Here is a 14,543-nt window from a genome sequence, read left to right as displayed (position 1 = left end):
CGCCCGGCGACCCTGCGCCCGGTCAGGCGTCGATGCGCTCCCGGTCCAGGCTGGACGCGCCGGCGATGATGAAGTCCTTGCGCGGGGAGACGTCGGAGCCCATCAGCAGGTCGAAGATCTCCTCTGCCTGCTGCGCGTTTTCGATCCCCACCTTGCGCAGGGTGCGGTGCCGCGGGTCCATAGTGGTCTCCGCCAGCTGCTCGGCGTCCATCTCCCCAAGGCCCTTGTACCGCTGGATCGGCTCCTTGTACCGCTTGCCCTCCTTGGCCAGGCGGGCCAGCAGGACGTGCAGTTCGGCCTCGGAGTAGGTGTAGATCATCTCGTTGGCCTTCTGGCCGGCGTTGATGACCTCCACCCGGTGCAGCGGCGGAACCGCGGCAAACACCCTTCCCTCCACGATCATGGGCCGCATGTAGCGGAAGAACAGGGTCAGCAGCAGGGTCCGGATGTGGGCGCCGTCAACGTCGGCGTCAGTCATGAGGATCACCTTGCCGTACCGGGCGGCATTGATGTCGAAGCTGCGGCCGGACCCCGCGCCCACCACCTGGATGAGCGCTGCACATTCGGCATTGGAGAGCATGTCCCCCACCGATGCCTTCTGCACGTTGAGGATCTTGCCGCGGATGGGCAGCAGGGCCTGGAAGTCGGAGGACCGGGCCAGCTTGGCGGTGCCCAGCGCGGAGTCGCCTTCCACGATGAACAGTTCGGAACGTTCGACGTCGTCCGTCCGGCAGTCAGCGAGCTTGGTGGGCATCGAGGACGTTTCCAGCGCGTTCTTGCGCCGTTGGGTCTCCTTGTGCACGCGGGCCGAGATGCGGGACTTCATCTCGTTGACGATTTTTTCCAGCAGCAGGGCCGACTGGGCCTTGTCGTTCCGGTTGCTGGAGGACAGTTTGGCGGAGATCTCCCGCTCCACCACCCGGGCCACGATGGCGCGCACGGCGCTGGTGCCCAGGATCTCCTTGGTTTGGCCCTCGAACTGTGGTTCGGCGAGCCGTACGGTCAGGACCGCGGTCAAGCCGGCGAAGATGTCGTCCTTTTCGATCTTGTCGTTGCCGGCCTTGAGTTTGCGGGCATTGGTTTCCACGGCTTTCCGGAAAGTCTTGACCAGCGCCTGCTCAAACCCTGACTGGTGCGTGCCGCCCTTGGGGGTGGCGATGATGTTGACGAAGCTTCGCACGGTGCTGTCGTAGCCGATGCCCCAGCGCAGTGCAACGTCCACTTCACAGTCACGTTCGACCTCGGCCAGCTGGCTGTGCCCCCGTTCGTCAAGGACCGGGACGGTCTCCTTGAACTTCCCGGATCCATGCAGCCGCCACACGTCGGTCACGGCCGGGTCCGCGGCCAGGAACTCGGCGAATTCGGAGATGCCGCCGTCGTGGTGGAAGACCTCCTCGTGCGGGCCGGCTTCCCCCGGGGTTCCGGGGAGCTTGCGCTCATCCCGCACGGTGAGCTTGAGGCCGGGCACCAGGAAGGAGGTCTGGCGTGCGCGGGCAGCAAGGTCCTCGTAGGAGAACTTGGCATCCGGGGTAAAGATCTGCCGGTCCGCCCAGTAGCGGATCCGGGTCCCGGTGACTCCGCGCTTGGCCTTGCCCACAATGTCCAGTACCGAGTCATCGACGAACGGAGTGAACGGCGCTGCGGGGTCCGGGCGGGACCCGGTGTCCTTGAAGCGTCCGGGCTCGCCGCGCCGGAAGGACATCCGGTAGGTCTTGCCGCCGCGGTCCACCTCGACGTCCAGGCGCGACGAGAGGGCGTTGACCACTGACGCTCCAACGCCGTGCAGGCCGCCGGAGGCGGTATAGGAGCCGCCGCCGAACTTGCCGCCGGCGTGCAGCTTGGTGAACACCACTTCGACACCGGTGAGCCCCGTCTTGGGTTCCTTGTCGATGGGGATGCCGCGGCCGTCGTCGTGGATCTCCACGGAGTTGTCCGCGTGGAGGATGATGCGGATGTCGTGGCCGAACCCGGCAAGCGCCTCATCCACGGAGTTGTCGATGATCTCCCAGAGGCAGTGCATGAGGCCGCGCGAGTCCGTTGAGCCGATGTACATGCCCGGACGCTTGCGGACGGCTTCGAGGCCCTCCAGTACGGAAAGGTGCCGGGCGGTGTACTCAGAGCTTGGTGCCACTGGTGATGAACTCCTTCAGGGACGTGGAAGCGGCGCTGGGACCGCACCTTCTAGGGTAGTCGGCGGCAGCGGCGACAGCCGTCTGCCACACCCGCAGCGCCTTGTGCGCCGCGCCACCAGCCTCCGTGATCCGCGGAACTGGGCAATTCTTGACCTAACCTTGCGGATACGCGGACAGCGAACTTGCCCCATCCTTGCGATGGATCGGATACGAATACTGGTTATATAGATGTACTGATCTACTAAGGAGGCCGACATGACAACAGCAGTGGCAGACCGCACACTAAACGCACTCGACCGGTGCGACCGTTGCGGAGCTCAGGCATATGTCCGGGTTGTACTCGAGTCCTCCGGCGGTGAGCTGTTGTTCTGCGGCCACCACGCCCGTGCAGTGGAGGCGACGCTCAAGCCGTTGAGCTCCGGCTGGCACGACGAGACGGGAAAGCTTCACGAGAAAGCTGCCGTGGAAATCGACTAGATGAGGCATCGGTAACAACGAACCCTGCGGGGCCTTTCCACTACGGAAAGGCCCCGCAGGCGTCTAACGGGCCCCGCAGGCCTTTAGCCGCACGGAGGGCGCTCATAAACAAACAGGGGCCGTTCCGGAACCCACCGTGCAGTGGGTTCCCGAACGGCCCCTGTTTTGTCGTGCGGAAGAGGTTAGTCCAGGTAGTCCCGCAGCACCTGCGACCGGGAGGGGTGCCGGAGCTTGGACATGGTCTTCGACTCGATCTGGCGGATCCGCTCGCGGGTGACGCCGTAGACCTTTCCGATTTCGTCTAAAGTCTTCGGCTGTCCGTCAGTCAGGCCAAAGCGCATGGCAACCACGCCGGCCTCGCGTTCGGAAAGGGTGTCCAGGACGGAGTGCAGCTGTTCCTGCAGGAGGGTGAAGCTCACGGCGTCAGCCGGAACAACGGCTTCCGAGTCCTCGATCAGGTCGCCGAATTCGGAATCACCGTCCTCACCCAGGGGGTGTGCAGCGAAATCGGCTCGCGGCCGTATTTCTGGACCTCGACCACCTTTTCCGGCGTCATGTCCAGTTCCAGTGCCAGTTCTTCGGGCGTGGGTTCGCGGCCCAGGTCCTGCAGCATCTGGCGCTGTACACGTGCCAGCTTGTTGATGACCTCGACCATGTGCACCGGGATACGGATGGTGCGGGCCTGGTCGGCCATGGCGCGGGTGATGGCCTGGCGGATCCACCAGGTGGCGTAGGTGGAGAACTTGAAGCCCTTGGTGTAATCGAACTTCTCCACGGCGCGGATCAGGCCAAGGTTGCCTTCCTGGATCAGGTCCAGGAACAGCATGCCGCGGCCGGTGTAGCGCTTGGCCAGCGAGACCACCAGGCGGAGGTTGGCTTCCAGCAGGTGGTTCTTGGCGCGCTTGCCGTCGTGGATGATGAATTCGAGTTCACGCTTGTACTTCGGATCCATGGAGCCGTCGTCCGCGGCGATCTTTTCCTCGGCGAACAGCCCGGCCTCGATCCGCAGCGCAAGGTCGACTTCCTGCTCCGCATTGAGCAGCGCCACCTTACCGATCTGCTTCAGGTAGTCCTTGACGGGGTCGGCCGTGGCGCCGGCAGACATAACCTGCTGCACGGGCGCGTCGTCGTCGTCTGCATCGGAGTAGACGAAGCCCTTGCCGCTGCCGGCGGCACCCTTGACGGGGTCGGCGTCGACGTCCTCTGCTGCGTCCGGACCTTCGAGGACGATGTCGTCGAGGTCTTCCTCGACGTCTTCGACCTCGTCCGGGTCAACGTCACCGGCGGCGGACTTTCCCGCAGCCTCGGCTGCGGCCTTGGCGCCGGGCTTGGGCCCACGCTTCTTGGGCTCGCGCTTGCTGTCGCCTGCAGCCTCGCCGGCCGAAGCCTTGTTGGCTGCCCGCGTAGCTGCCCGCTTGGCATTGGTCGCGGCCTGCTTCTCCTCAGGGGACAAGACATCCTGGGCGGCGGAATCCTTCTTCGTGGAAGACGGGGTCACAGAAAACCTTTCTAGCGGTGGTCTGTGGAATCACCATACGGGCAACACCACTATGACCCTGTCAAGTCCGTGGTGGAAACCAAGCACCACCACGGCCGGCAGAGTCACTTAAGACAACTCCCGGAGTGGCTGTAATGTTCCCTTGCGGGGACGCTTACAAGCACTCGATACACGGACCCAACCGGGTCTCGGCATCCATTGTCTCACGATTTGCCCGGATCCAACCTCCCCTGCCGCCATCCGTTACGGCTGCCCCGGCGGGCCCGGCCCGGCCGGGGCATGTCCGGCCGGCTTCACGACGCTCGGGTCCGGCTCACAGCTTCTCCTTCTCCCCAGCAGGATCCTTCGGGAACTTTTGCCAGGCCGCCTCCTTCCGGGCGGCCCAGCCACAAAGCGTCCCCCTGCCCACGATATCCAGCAGGAGCTCGGCAAGCCGGCACTCCGGTTCAAGCTCAAGCGCCCGGCCCAAGTGGGCAGCCGCGTAGGAGCCGCGTCCCCGGGACCAGGCCACCCATCCTCGGAGCGTGAGCGCTGCTGCGGCCGGGTGTCCGCCCAACACTGCCAGGTGCCCCAGAATCCGGTCCAGCGCGTCCAGTCCGGCCCAGTCCGGCGCGGCCGGCGCCAGGCCCATGAGGACCTCGCCATAGCCGGCAGGAACAGCGCCGGAAGCGGCACCGCCCGCCCGGCGCTGCTGCCGGCCGGCGAATCCCGGCGGAGGCAGCAACGGCAGCGCCACTGCGGAAACGTCGCCCCCGTCCTCGGAAAGGACGCCGAACTGTTCTGCGCCTGCCTCCGCGGCGGCCCGTCCCGCCGCAGCCATCACGAGCAGGGCGTCGCGCCAGGTGGGAACGAGCAGCGTGGCGCGCAGGAAGGCGTCCCGTTCAACGTCCGGAATCCACTGCCCGTCATGGCTCCGCTCCAGCAGCAACTCCCAGAAGTCAAGCACCGCGTTGAACTGTGCCCTGCTGCGGGACTGCCCGCCGAGCTCGTCCTCCCAGCCGGCCTGTGCCTCAAGGACGGCCGCCAGGTGCATGGCGGGGACCGGGGCTTCCGGCTGGCTCCCCGCTCGTGGCGCGGGTCCAATGCTGCTGCCCCGGTACACCATCTCCGTATTCAGCATGCTGTCCCTGATCTCCTGCACGGGACGTCCCGGAAGCGGGCAGCAGGAGGCGTCGCTGCACAGGGCGTCCCGCCAGTACTCATCGCCCACCAACCAGGCATCGCGGACAGGCATCCCGGCCTGGTCCAGGGCACGTCGCACCGTGTCGACCAGGAGGTCGTAGGCGGATGGCGGTCCCATTCCGGCGTCGCTGGTGAAGACAGCCAGCAAAGAGCCGTCAGCGTCCTGGTCTGATTCAAGGTAGCGCCGGACGGCACGGCCAAACGCGGCGGGGTCGGCCTGGTTCGCCGGGCCCGGAAGGTCAAGCCGGAGTGTGGCTCCGAGCGTGGTGCCGTGCAGCGTCATGGCCACCAGGCTGGCAGCTGGCCAGTACCCGAGCGAATGCGGAATGAAGCCAAGGATGTCTTCCGGGCCGCGCACTATTAATCGTTCTGAACCTGTCATAGCTCCAGCATTCGCCGCCGGCGGGGGCGCGGGCAGTGGCCAGTCCGGCTATGTGGGTAACCGGGACCGTGGAGGAAGAGTGCGGGGAACCCGCGAACGGGAGTGGCTCAGTCGTCCGTGGGCGTCGGCTGGCGGCGGCGGGCCAGGCTTTCACGGCGCTGCCGGGCGATGGCGCTGCGCAGTGGCGGAACCACGATGCCCTGGGCGGCCATTTGCCGGCGGACCTTCCGGCGGGAGGCCAGGATGGCTGCGGCACCGATGCCCAGGAGCAGGAACTGGACGCTCAAAGCCAGCCGGAAGGGTGCCAGGCCGTAGAGCACCCCCTGTGAAAAGCCGGTGGCGTTCAGGACGTCGAGCACAAGGCCAATCAGGAAGATGGAGACCAGGGCAGCGATGAAGCCACCAACGTTGACAATGCCGGTGGCAGTGCCAATCCGGTGCGCGGGGTTGAAGGTCCGCGCGAAGTCGAAGCCGATCATGGAACCGGGGCCGCCGATTGCGAGCACCACCACCAGGCCTGCCAGCAGCCACAGCGGAGCGCGCCCGGGCAGCAGCAGCACCGCGGCCCATGCCGTGGCGGTGGCGCCGGCGATCAGCAGCACCATGGTGGAACGGCGCAGTGGATGGCGCGAAACGAAGCGCCCGATGAACGGGCCCACTGCCATGGCTGCGGCAACGTACAGGGCCATCAGCGCTGCGACGGTGGCTGCGTCCAGGCCCTGGCCCGAGATCAGGAACGGGTAGCCCCACGTCATGGCAAAGACAGTGCCACTGAACTGGATGGTGAAGTGGCTCCACATTCCCAGCCGGGTTCCGGGCTGGCTCCAGGCACGGGCCAGTGAGGCGCCGGTGGCCTTGAGCCCCTGCCGGGCGTGCGGCCGTTCGGTCCCCGGTGGGACATCCTGCAGGAGCAGGAGTACCAGCACGACGGCGAGTGCGGACATTCCTGCCAGCATCAGGAAAGCGGGGGTCCAGCCGGACAGGTGCAGGACCAGCGCGAAGGGCAGGACACTGAACAGCTGACCCAACTGGCCGGACATGCCGGTCAACTGCGTGACCAGGGGGACGCGGGCGGGGGCGAACCACAGCGGGATGAGCCTGATCACCGAGATAAAGGTCATGGCGTCGCCGGCGCCCACCAGGACACGGCCAAGGACTCCCCGGGGATGCTTTCGGCGAAGGCCAGCTGCACCTGTCCGAGTCCCATCAGGACAGCGCCGCCTGCGATCATGGCACGGGAGCCGAACCTGTCCACCAGCAGGCCCACCGGGATCTGGAGCCCGGCGTACACCAGCAGCTGCAGGACGGTGAAGAAGGAGATGGCGGACGCCGTGGCGTGGAACCGCTCCGTGGCCTCGAGCCCCACCACGCCGAAGGAGGTCCGCTGCGCCACGGCCACCAGGTACCCGAAAATTCCAATTGTCCAGATAAGCCAGGCGCGGGGAGCAGTCACCAGTTCATTATGCCCGGCGCGCGCCCGCAGCCCGGAAGCCGTGACGTCCCGCTACTGCCCCGGGTTCTCCCTGGCCAGGTAGGCCTCCACGGCGGCACCCAGGTCGTCGGCGTCGGGAAGCTCGTCGTTCTCGTTGGCCAGGAGCGACCGGCGGACGATGCCGTCGGCCTTCTCGTCGTAGCGTGTCTCGAGGCGGGAGACCACCTGCTGGACCTCCTCGGACGCCTCGATCTGCTGGGCAATCTGCCGGCTGACCTCGCGCCCGGACTCACGGAGCCGGTCGGTGGGCAGCATCAGGGACGTTGCGGCGCCAAGGTATTCCAGGCCGGCGACGGCGGCGGTGGGGTACTCGGCCTCGGCGAGGTAGTGCGGGACGTGGATGACGTAGCCGGCAACATTGCGGCCCGCCTCCACGAGGCGCAGCTCCAGGATGTGGCCAACAGCGGCGGGAACTTCAACGGTGGGCTTCCACACGGAGATGCCCTCGATCAGCTCAGGCCGGTTCCCGTGTACCGTCACGCCCACGGGCCGGGTGTGCGGCACGGGCATGGGGATGGAGTGGATCCATGTGACCAGGTTGACGTCCAGCTTTTCCACGATATTCACCACGGCACGGGCAAACCGTTCCCATTGCAGGTCAGGTTCGAAGCCGGCCAGGAGGAGGAATGGCTTCCCCAGCCCGTCCACCAGCCGGTAGAGGGCCAGCCGGGGCTCCTGGTAGTCCTGGATGTGGTCTTCCACGAAACTCAGGTGCGGCCGGCGGGACCTGTAGTCAATCAACTGGTCCGCATCGAAGACCGCCACGGGCTGGGCGTCGAGGGTGTCCAGCAGTTCGGCGTTGATCTGCTTCACCACATGGCCGGCGTCGGCGAACCCGGTGAAACCCATGACCAGGTTCAGCCCCTGCAGCTCCGGGCTGTGGAACAGCTCGATGTTGCTGGCATAGAGCGCGTCGGGGTCCAGCAGGGAGCCGGAAATCCGTTCAAGCACGGCGTGTTCCTTTCAGGGGTACGGGTGGACATCATTCATAACGCCGCAGGGGCACCCGGCATTCCGGGCCGCGGTGTGGCGCACATCTCAGGAAATTCTGTCGCTCCGCAGGGGAACGGCTACGATCGGAACTGGCCTGCCAGGCGGGCTTGCAACCACCCGGGCACCGTCCAGAACGGCCGGATCCGGGCCACCATGGCAGAGCGCCCAACATGCATCCCTGCCCGATCGTTTCGAGAATTGAGGACTCATCCCTGTGGTCAAGAATACTGAAGTCAACCTTAGTACCGTCTCGCGGGACCTTAAGAGGAACCCCAGCGATGCCGTGGTGATCGGGGTAGGGCAGGGAAGCGACGGGCCCGTCCTGCTGGACAACCCGCTGACGGCGAAGTCCGCGGAGGCCCTGGCTGACTCCCTCAAGGCACTCGGAGTTACCGGCGCGGCGGACCAGCTGGTCCGCCTCCCGGGACTGCCCGAAACCGGCGCCGGCATCCTGGTCCTCGCCGGAGTGGGAAAGGTGCCGGAAGGCACACCGCTCACCGGTGAGGCACTCCGCCGGGCAGCGGGATCCGCGGTCCGGCAGCTGGCCGGCCTCGCCACCGTAACCCTGGCGTTCCCGACGGCGACGGTGCAGGATGTCTCGGCCGTCGCCGAGGGTGCCGCGCTGGGCGCCTACGCCTTCACCGAGTTCCGGTCTTCCACGGACGGGCTCAAGGAGCCCGTCCGCAATGCCGTCATCTTCACGGAACTGGCAGGCAGCACGGACCTGGGCGCCGCACTGAAGCGGGCAGGACTGGTGGCCAAGGCCGTCAACGCGACCCGCTCACTGGTCAACACGCCGCCGAGCCACCTTTACCCGGAGTCCTTCGCCGAGGCCGCCAAGGACCTTGCCAAGGGCCTCCCCGTCAAGGTCACCGTCTGGGACGAGAAGCGGCTTGAAAAGGAAGGCTTCGGCGGCATCATGGGCGTGGGCAAGGGCTCCACCCGCCAGCCGCGGCTGGTTAAGGTGGAGTACTCCCCCGCCAAGGCCACCGCCAAGGTTGCGCTGGTCGGCAAGGGGATCACGTTCGACACCGGCGGCATCTCCCTCAAGCCGGCCCTGAACATGGGCGACATGAAGAGCGACATGGCGGGCGCCGCCGTCGTACTTAATACTGTTTTGGCCCTTGCCGGCCTGGGCCTGCCCGTGAAGGCGACCGCCTGGCTGTGCATCGCGGAGAACATGCCGGGCGGCGGCGCGTCGCGCCCGGCCGATGTGCTGACCATGTTCGGCGGCAAGACGGTTGAAGTCCTCAACACCGACGCCGAAGGCCGCCTGGTCATGGCGGACGGCATCGTTGCAGCCAGCCGCGAATACCCGGACGCCATCATCGACGTGGCCACGCTGACCGGCGCGCAGCTCATCGCCCTCGGCAACCGCACTGCCGGTGTCATGGGCTCGGAAAGCGTCACGGGCGCCCTCAAGGCGGCGGCCGACCGTGCCGGCGAACTGGTCTGGCCCATGCCCCTGCCGGAGGAGCTGCGCCCCAGCCTGGATTCCCAGGTGGCGGACCTGGCCAACATTGGCGAACGCCACGGCGGCATGATGACCGCTGCTGTGTTCCTTCGCGAATTCGTGGGTAAGGACAAAGCGGGCGAACAGATCCCCTGGGCGCACATCGATATTGCGGGGCCGTCCTTTAATAACGGCAGCCCCTACGGCTACACCCACAAGCAGGGCACCGGATGCACTGTCCGTACCCTGGTTGCCTACGTGGAGGACATCCTGGCCGCGGCCTGAGCAAACTGCCTGGGTCACGGGCTCCAGGCCCCGTGCCGCGCGGCCCTGCGGTGCAGTGATTGCTGTGCCACAGGGCCGCGTGACACTGGACACAAGCGCTCCACAAACGCAGCGCCAAGGTGGAGCATGGATAGGTGGTTCGCTAAGGTGAACCACGGTAGTCACAAATGCAAGAGAGTTGCCCTGCTGACATAATCACGGCAGTGCAAGTTCCAAGACCAGATGATGCGCGCAGAACGCGTCATCGTTCACGCGAGGGAGCGTTTTAGTGGCCGATCAGGCAACTGCGCAAGAATTCGACATCCTGGTACTCGGTGGCGGCAGCGGCGGATACGCTGCGGCGCTGCGTGCGGTACAGCTCGGCCTCACCGTCGGCCTCGTGGAGAAGGGCAAGCTGGGCGGCACCTGCCTCCACAACGGCTGCATTCCCACCAAGGCCCTGCTGCACTCCGCAGAGCTGGCCGACCACGCCCGTGACTCCGCCAAGTACGGCGTGAACGTCACCCTGGACGGCATCGACATCAACGCCGTCAACGCGTACAAGGACGGCATCATCGCCGGCAAGTTCAAGGGACTGCAGGGACTCATCAAGTCCAAGGGCATCACCGTCATCGAGGGTGAAGGCAAGCTGCAGGGCACCGACACCGTCGTGGTGAACGGCACCGCGTACAAGGGCAAGAACATCGTCCTGGCCACCGGTTCCTACTCGCGCACCCTTCCCGGCCTGGAAATCGGCGGCAAGGTCATCACCTCCGACCAGGCCTTGACCATGGACTTCATCCCCAAGAGCGCCATCATCCTGGGCGGCGGCGTCATCGGCGTCGAGTTCGCCTCGGTCTGGAAGTCGTTCGGCGTGGACGTCACCATCGTCGAAGGCCTGCCCTCACTCGTTCCCAACGAGGACGCAACGATCGTCAAGAACTTCGAGCGCGCCTTCAAGAAGCGCGGCATCAAGTTCTCCACCGGCGTCTTCTTCCAGGGCGTTGAGCAGAATGACGACGGCGTCAAGGTCACCCTGGTGGACGGCAAGACCTTCGAAGCCGACCTGCTGCTGGTCGCCGTCGGCCGCGGCCCCGTCACCGCCAACCTGGGCTACGAGGAAGCCGGCGTCACCATCGACCGCGGCTTCGTCATCACCAACGAGCGCCTGCACACCGGCGTCGGCAACATCTACGCCGTAGGCGACATCGTCCCCGGCGTGCAGCTGGCCCACCGCGGCTACCAGCAGGGCATTTTTGTGGCCGAGGAAATTGCCGGCCTGAAGCCCGTGGTGGTCGAGGACATCAACATCCCCAAGGTCACCTACTCCGACCCCGAAATCGCCACCGTTGGTTACACCGAAAAGGCTGCCAAGGAAAAGTTCGGCGAAGACCAGGTGCAGACCCAGGAATACAACCTGGCCGGCAACGGCAAGAGCTCCATCCTGGGTACCTCCGGCCTGGTCAAGCTGGTCCGCCAGAAGGACGGCCCCGTGGTGGGCGTCCACATGATCGGCGCACGCATGGGCGAGCAGGTTGGCGAGGCCCAGCTGATCGTGAACTGGGAAGCCTACCCGGAGGACGTGGCCCAGCTGGTGCACGCCCACCCCACCCAGAACGAAGCCCTCGGCGAAGCGCACCTGGCACTGGCCGGCAAGCCGCTGCACGGCTAGTTTTCCGCAGCATTACCAGGCCCGGTGCACCCGGTCGTCCAGACCGGGTGCACTAGGCTTCCAACAAGGCAGCAATCATTCGCACTAAAGATCAATAAGGAGAACGGGGACGACATGTCTGAATCCGTTAACTTGCCCGCCCTCGGTGAGAGTGTCACCGAAGGAACCGTCACCCGCTGGCTCAAGCAGGTAGGTGACCGGGTAGAGGTGGACGAGCCGCTGCTCGAAGTCTCCACCGACAAAGTAGACACTGAAATCCCCTCTCCTGTAGCTGGCGTGATTGAAGAAATCCTGGTCGCTGAAGACGAGACCGCCGAGGTAGGCGCACCCCTGGTACGCATTGGTGACGGCTCCGGCGGCGGTTCCGCCCCAGCCGGGGAAGCTCCCGCTGCCGCACCGGCCCAGGAAGCTCCCGCTCCTGCGGAGGCACCTTCCACCGAGGCACCCGCTCCTGAAGCCCCGGCCCAGGCACCTTCCGCACCGGAGGCACCGGCCGCAGGCGGCGGCGAAAGCCATGAAGTAACCCTCCCCGCACTGGGCGAAAGCGTCACCGAAGGCACTGTCACCCGCTGGCTCAAGGCCGTTGGCGACCAGGTGGAGGTCGACGAGCCCCTGCTGGAAGTCTCCACGGACAAGGTGGACACCGAGATCCCGTCCCCGGTTGCCGGCACGCTGCAGGAAATCCGGGTCAATGAAGACGAGACCGCTGAAGTCGGTTCCGTACTGGCCGTCATCGGCTCCGGTGCTGCCGCTGCTCCGGCTCCCCAGGCTGCACCGGCACCCGCCGAGGCTCCCCGGCAGGAAGCCCCCAGCAGGAAGCTCCGGCTGCCGCCCCGGCCCCCGCTGCTCCGGCACCCGCCCAGGAAGCGCCCAAGGCAGCCCCCGCTCCCGCTGCAGCCCCTGCAGCCCCTGCAGCCCAGGAGGCCGCACCGGCCAACGGGTCCGAATCCGGCTACGTCACTCCCCTGGTCCGCAAGCTGGCCAACCAGCACGGGGTGGACATCACTTCACTGTCCGGCACCGGCGTCGGCGGCCGCATCCGCAAGCAGGATGTCATCGCCGCCGCTGAAGCCAAGGCGGCTCCCGCTGCCGCACCGGCCGCAACCCCTGCCGCATCCGCACCGGCCGCATCGGCTGGAGCTGCCTCCTCGCTTCGCGGCACCACCCAGAAGGCTCCCCGCATCCGCCAGGTCATTGCCCGGCGCATGCGCGAGTCCCTGGAGATCTCCACCCAGCTCACCCAGGTCCACGAGGTGGACATGACCAAGGTCGCCAAGCTGCGCGCCAGGGCCAAGAACTCTTTCCAGGCCCAGAACGGCACCAAGCTGACGTTCCTGCCCTTCATCGCCAAGGCCGTGGCCGAGGCCCTCAAGCAGCACCCCAAGCTCAACGCTGCCTACGACGAGGACAAGCAGGAAATCACCTACCACAACGCCGAACACCTGGCGATCGCCGTCGACACTGACAAGGGCCTGCTGGTTCCGGTCATCGCAGACGCCGGCAACCTGAACCTTGCCGGCCTCGCCGGCAAGATCGCCGACGTTGCCTCCCGCACCCGCGACGGCAAGATCGGCCCGGACGAACTGTCCGGCGGCACGTTCAGCATCACCAACATCGGCTCGGTGGGCGCGCTGTTCGACACCCCGATCATCAACCAGCCGCAGGTGGGCATCCTGGGCACCGGCGCCATCGTCAAGCGGCCCGTCGTGGTTGCTGACGAAAACGGTGACGACTCGATCGCCATCCGCTCCATGATGTACCTGTCCCTGACGTACGACCACCGCCTGGTGGACGGTGCCGACGCCGGCCGGTTCCTCCAGACCCTGAAGGCACGCCTCGAAGAAGGCGCCTTCGAAGCGGACCTGGGGCTCTAGCCTCCGCAGCAATACGACAACGGCGGTGCCGGCATGGGTGGGAAACCTCCCGCAGCCGGCACCGCCGTCGCGGTTTAACCAACGCAGCCGCCTGCGCCCGGAGCCCCCGTGCGCGTGGCTTTGCTACGGGCCGTAGAACTGACTGGCTAAGCTGGAGCCATGAATATTCTCTTCAACATCCTGGTTTTCCTGCACGTGGTGGGAGCCGCCATGATCGTGGGCTACTGGATCGCCACGATGCGGACGCCCACCGTGCACCCCCGCCAGCGTGACGGCGCCTTCCTGCAACTGCTGACCGGCATCGCCATGATGGGCATCCTGCCGTTCCTGCCGGACAAGGATCCCAACTACGCCAAGCTGGGCATCAAGTTCGTCATCGCCGTCGTGGTCGCCGTCCTGGCTGTCATTGGGACACGCAAGGCCAAGAACGGCCTGCCCGTCTCCACCGGGCTCGCCCATGGCGTGGGCGGGCTGGCCCTGGTCAACATCGCCATCGCCACCATCTGGCAGTAACCGCTCCACCCCGGGGACCCCGGTCATAATCCTCTGAGAGCGGACAATCCGTGCACCGGAGGTGCCTGGTCCCTAGGATGGAAAACGGTGGGTCCGGCCGCGGGTGCCGGGCCCGGATCGAATCGACGCTGAGGAGAGACATGGCTACAACACGCAACGCCCACACGGTATGGACCGGAAGCCTTACCGAGGGCTCTGGCAACACCACCCTGGACAGCTCCGGCCTGGGCACCTTCGATGTCACCTGGAAGGCGCGCACGGAGGCTGCCGGCGGAAAGACCAGCCCCGAAGAGCTGATCGCTGCAGCCCACTCCGCCTGCTTCTCCATGGCCTTCAGCCACGAACTCAGCCAGGCGGGATTCACGCCGGAGGAGGTCAACACCAAGTCCGAGGTTGGCTTCCAGCCCGGCACCGGCATCACCGGCAGCCACCTGACCCTGGAGGCCCGCATCCCCGGCATCTCGCAGGAAGACTTCCAGCGCATTGCCGAAGCCGCCAAGAAGGGTTGCCCCGTGTCCCAGGCCCTGGCCGGCATCGAGATCACCCTGGACGCCACCCTGCAGTCCTAGGCCACGCCGGTCTTGAGCGCATGATCTGAGCGCCACCGTCTG

General features: G+C 66.3%; 8 protein-coding genes and 3 pseudogenes. 6 read left to right on the top strand and 5 right to left on the bottom strand.

Going from position 1 to position 14,543, the window contains the following annotated elements; translation table 11 throughout:
- Positions 1 to 22 precede the first annotated feature (22 nt).
- Complete coding sequence (locus OUO20_RS04890) at positions 23 to 2,131, bottom strand: DNA gyrase/topoisomerase IV subunit B (protein ID WP_056389822.1); 2,109 nt, start codon at positions 2,129 to 2,131, stop codon at positions 23 to 25.
- Positions 2,132 to 2,387: 256 nt separating this feature from the next.
- Here OUO20_RS04890 and OUO20_RS04885 point away from each other — a divergent pair, with 256 nt between their 5' ends.
- Complete coding sequence (locus tag OUO20_RS04885) at positions 2,388 to 2,609, top strand: DUF7455 domain-containing protein (protein WP_018769678.1); 222 nt, start codon at positions 2,388 to 2,390, stop codon at positions 2,607 to 2,609.
- Between the two features lie 182 nt (positions 2,610 to 2,791).
- Here OUO20_RS04885 and OUO20_RS04880 read toward each other — a convergent pair.
- From OUO20_RS04880 to OUO20_RS04865, 4 genes and pseudogenes are all read right to left on the bottom strand, one after another.
- Positions 2,792 to 4,107: pseudogene (locus tag OUO20_RS04880) on the bottom strand (RNA polymerase sigma factor).
- 313 nt (positions 4,108 to 4,420) lie between these two features.
- Positions 4,421 to 5,671, bottom strand: coding sequence for a DUF4192 domain-containing protein (locus OUO20_RS04875; protein WP_268002935.1), 1,251 nt, complete (start codon positions 5,669 to 5,671; stop codon positions 4,421 to 4,423).
- A 107-nt stretch (positions 5,672 to 5,778) separates the two neighbouring features.
- A pseudogene (locus tag OUO20_RS04870) lies at positions 5,779 to 7,124 on the bottom strand (MFS transporter).
- A 51-nt stretch (positions 7,125 to 7,175) separates the two neighbouring features.
- Positions 7,176 to 8,114, bottom strand: coding sequence for a proteasome assembly chaperone family protein (locus tag OUO20_RS04865; protein WP_018769674.1), 939 nt, complete (start codon positions 8,112 to 8,114; stop codon positions 7,176 to 7,178).
- Positions 8,115 to 8,370: 256 nt separating this feature from the next.
- On the opposite strand from OUO20_RS04865, the gene OUO20_RS04860 reads away from it, so the two are divergent.
- The 5 genes and pseudogenes from OUO20_RS04860 to OUO20_RS04840 all read left to right on the top strand — a co-directional run bounded on the left by OUO20_RS04860 (position 8,371) and on the right by OUO20_RS04840 (position 14,501).
- Positions 8,371 to 9,894: a leucyl aminopeptidase gene (locus tag OUO20_RS04860; protein WP_268002934.1), complete on the top strand. Its 1,524-nt coding sequence runs from the start codon at positions 8,371 to 8,373 to the stop codon at positions 9,892 to 9,894.
- Positions 9,895 to 10,162: 268 nt separating this feature from the next.
- Positions 10,163 to 11,545 (top strand): dihydrolipoyl dehydrogenase, encoded by a 1,383-nt coding sequence (gene lpdA / locus OUO20_RS04855; RefSeq protein WP_018769672.1) that lies wholly within the window; start codon positions 10,163 to 10,165, stop codon positions 11,543 to 11,545.
- Positions 11,546 to 11,659: 114 nt separating this feature from the next.
- Positions 11,660 to 13,419, top strand: a pseudogene (gene sucB, locus OUO20_RS04850) (2-oxoglutarate dehydrogenase, E2 component, dihydrolipoamide succinyltransferase).
- A gap of 159 nt (positions 13,420 to 13,578) precedes the next feature.
- Positions 13,579 to 13,932: a hypothetical protein gene (locus OUO20_RS04845; RefSeq protein ID WP_056389810.1), complete on the top strand. Its 354-nt coding sequence runs from the start codon at positions 13,579 to 13,581 to the stop codon at positions 13,930 to 13,932.
- A 140-nt stretch (positions 13,933 to 14,072) separates the two neighbouring features.
- The gene (locus OUO20_RS04840) at positions 14,073 to 14,501 is read left to right on the top strand and encodes an OsmC family protein (protein ID WP_268002933.1); all 429 of its coding nucleotides are present in this window, start codon (positions 14,073 to 14,075) and stop codon (positions 14,499 to 14,501) included.
- Positions 14,502 to 14,543: the final 42 nt, after the last annotated feature.

This window comes from Arthrobacter sp. FX8, from assembly GCF_026723805.1.
In the GTDB taxonomy this organism is placed as follows: domain Bacteria; phylum Actinomycetota; class Actinomycetes; order Actinomycetales; family Micrococcaceae; genus Arthrobacter.
This window is presented reverse-complemented; position numbering and strand designations above follow the sequence as displayed.

What these genes read in the sequence shown, in the direction of transcription:
- OUO20_RS04840 (WP_268002933.1), top strand. Translation starts at nt 14,073, where the DNA reads ATGGCTACAACACGCAACGCCCACACGGTATGGACCGGAAGCCTTACC.
- OUO20_RS04885 (WP_018769678.1), top strand. Translation starts at nt 2,388, where the DNA reads ATGACAACAGCAGTGGCAGACCGCACACTAAACGCACTCGACCGGTGC.
- OUO20_RS04875 (WP_268002935.1), bottom strand. Translation starts at nt 5,671, where the DNA reads ATGACAGGTTCAGAACGATTAATAGTGCGCGGCCCGGAAGACATCCTT.
- OUO20_RS04845 (WP_056389810.1), top strand. Translation starts at nt 13,579, where the DNA reads ATGAATATTCTCTTCAACATCCTGGTTTTCCTGCACGTGGTGGGAGCC.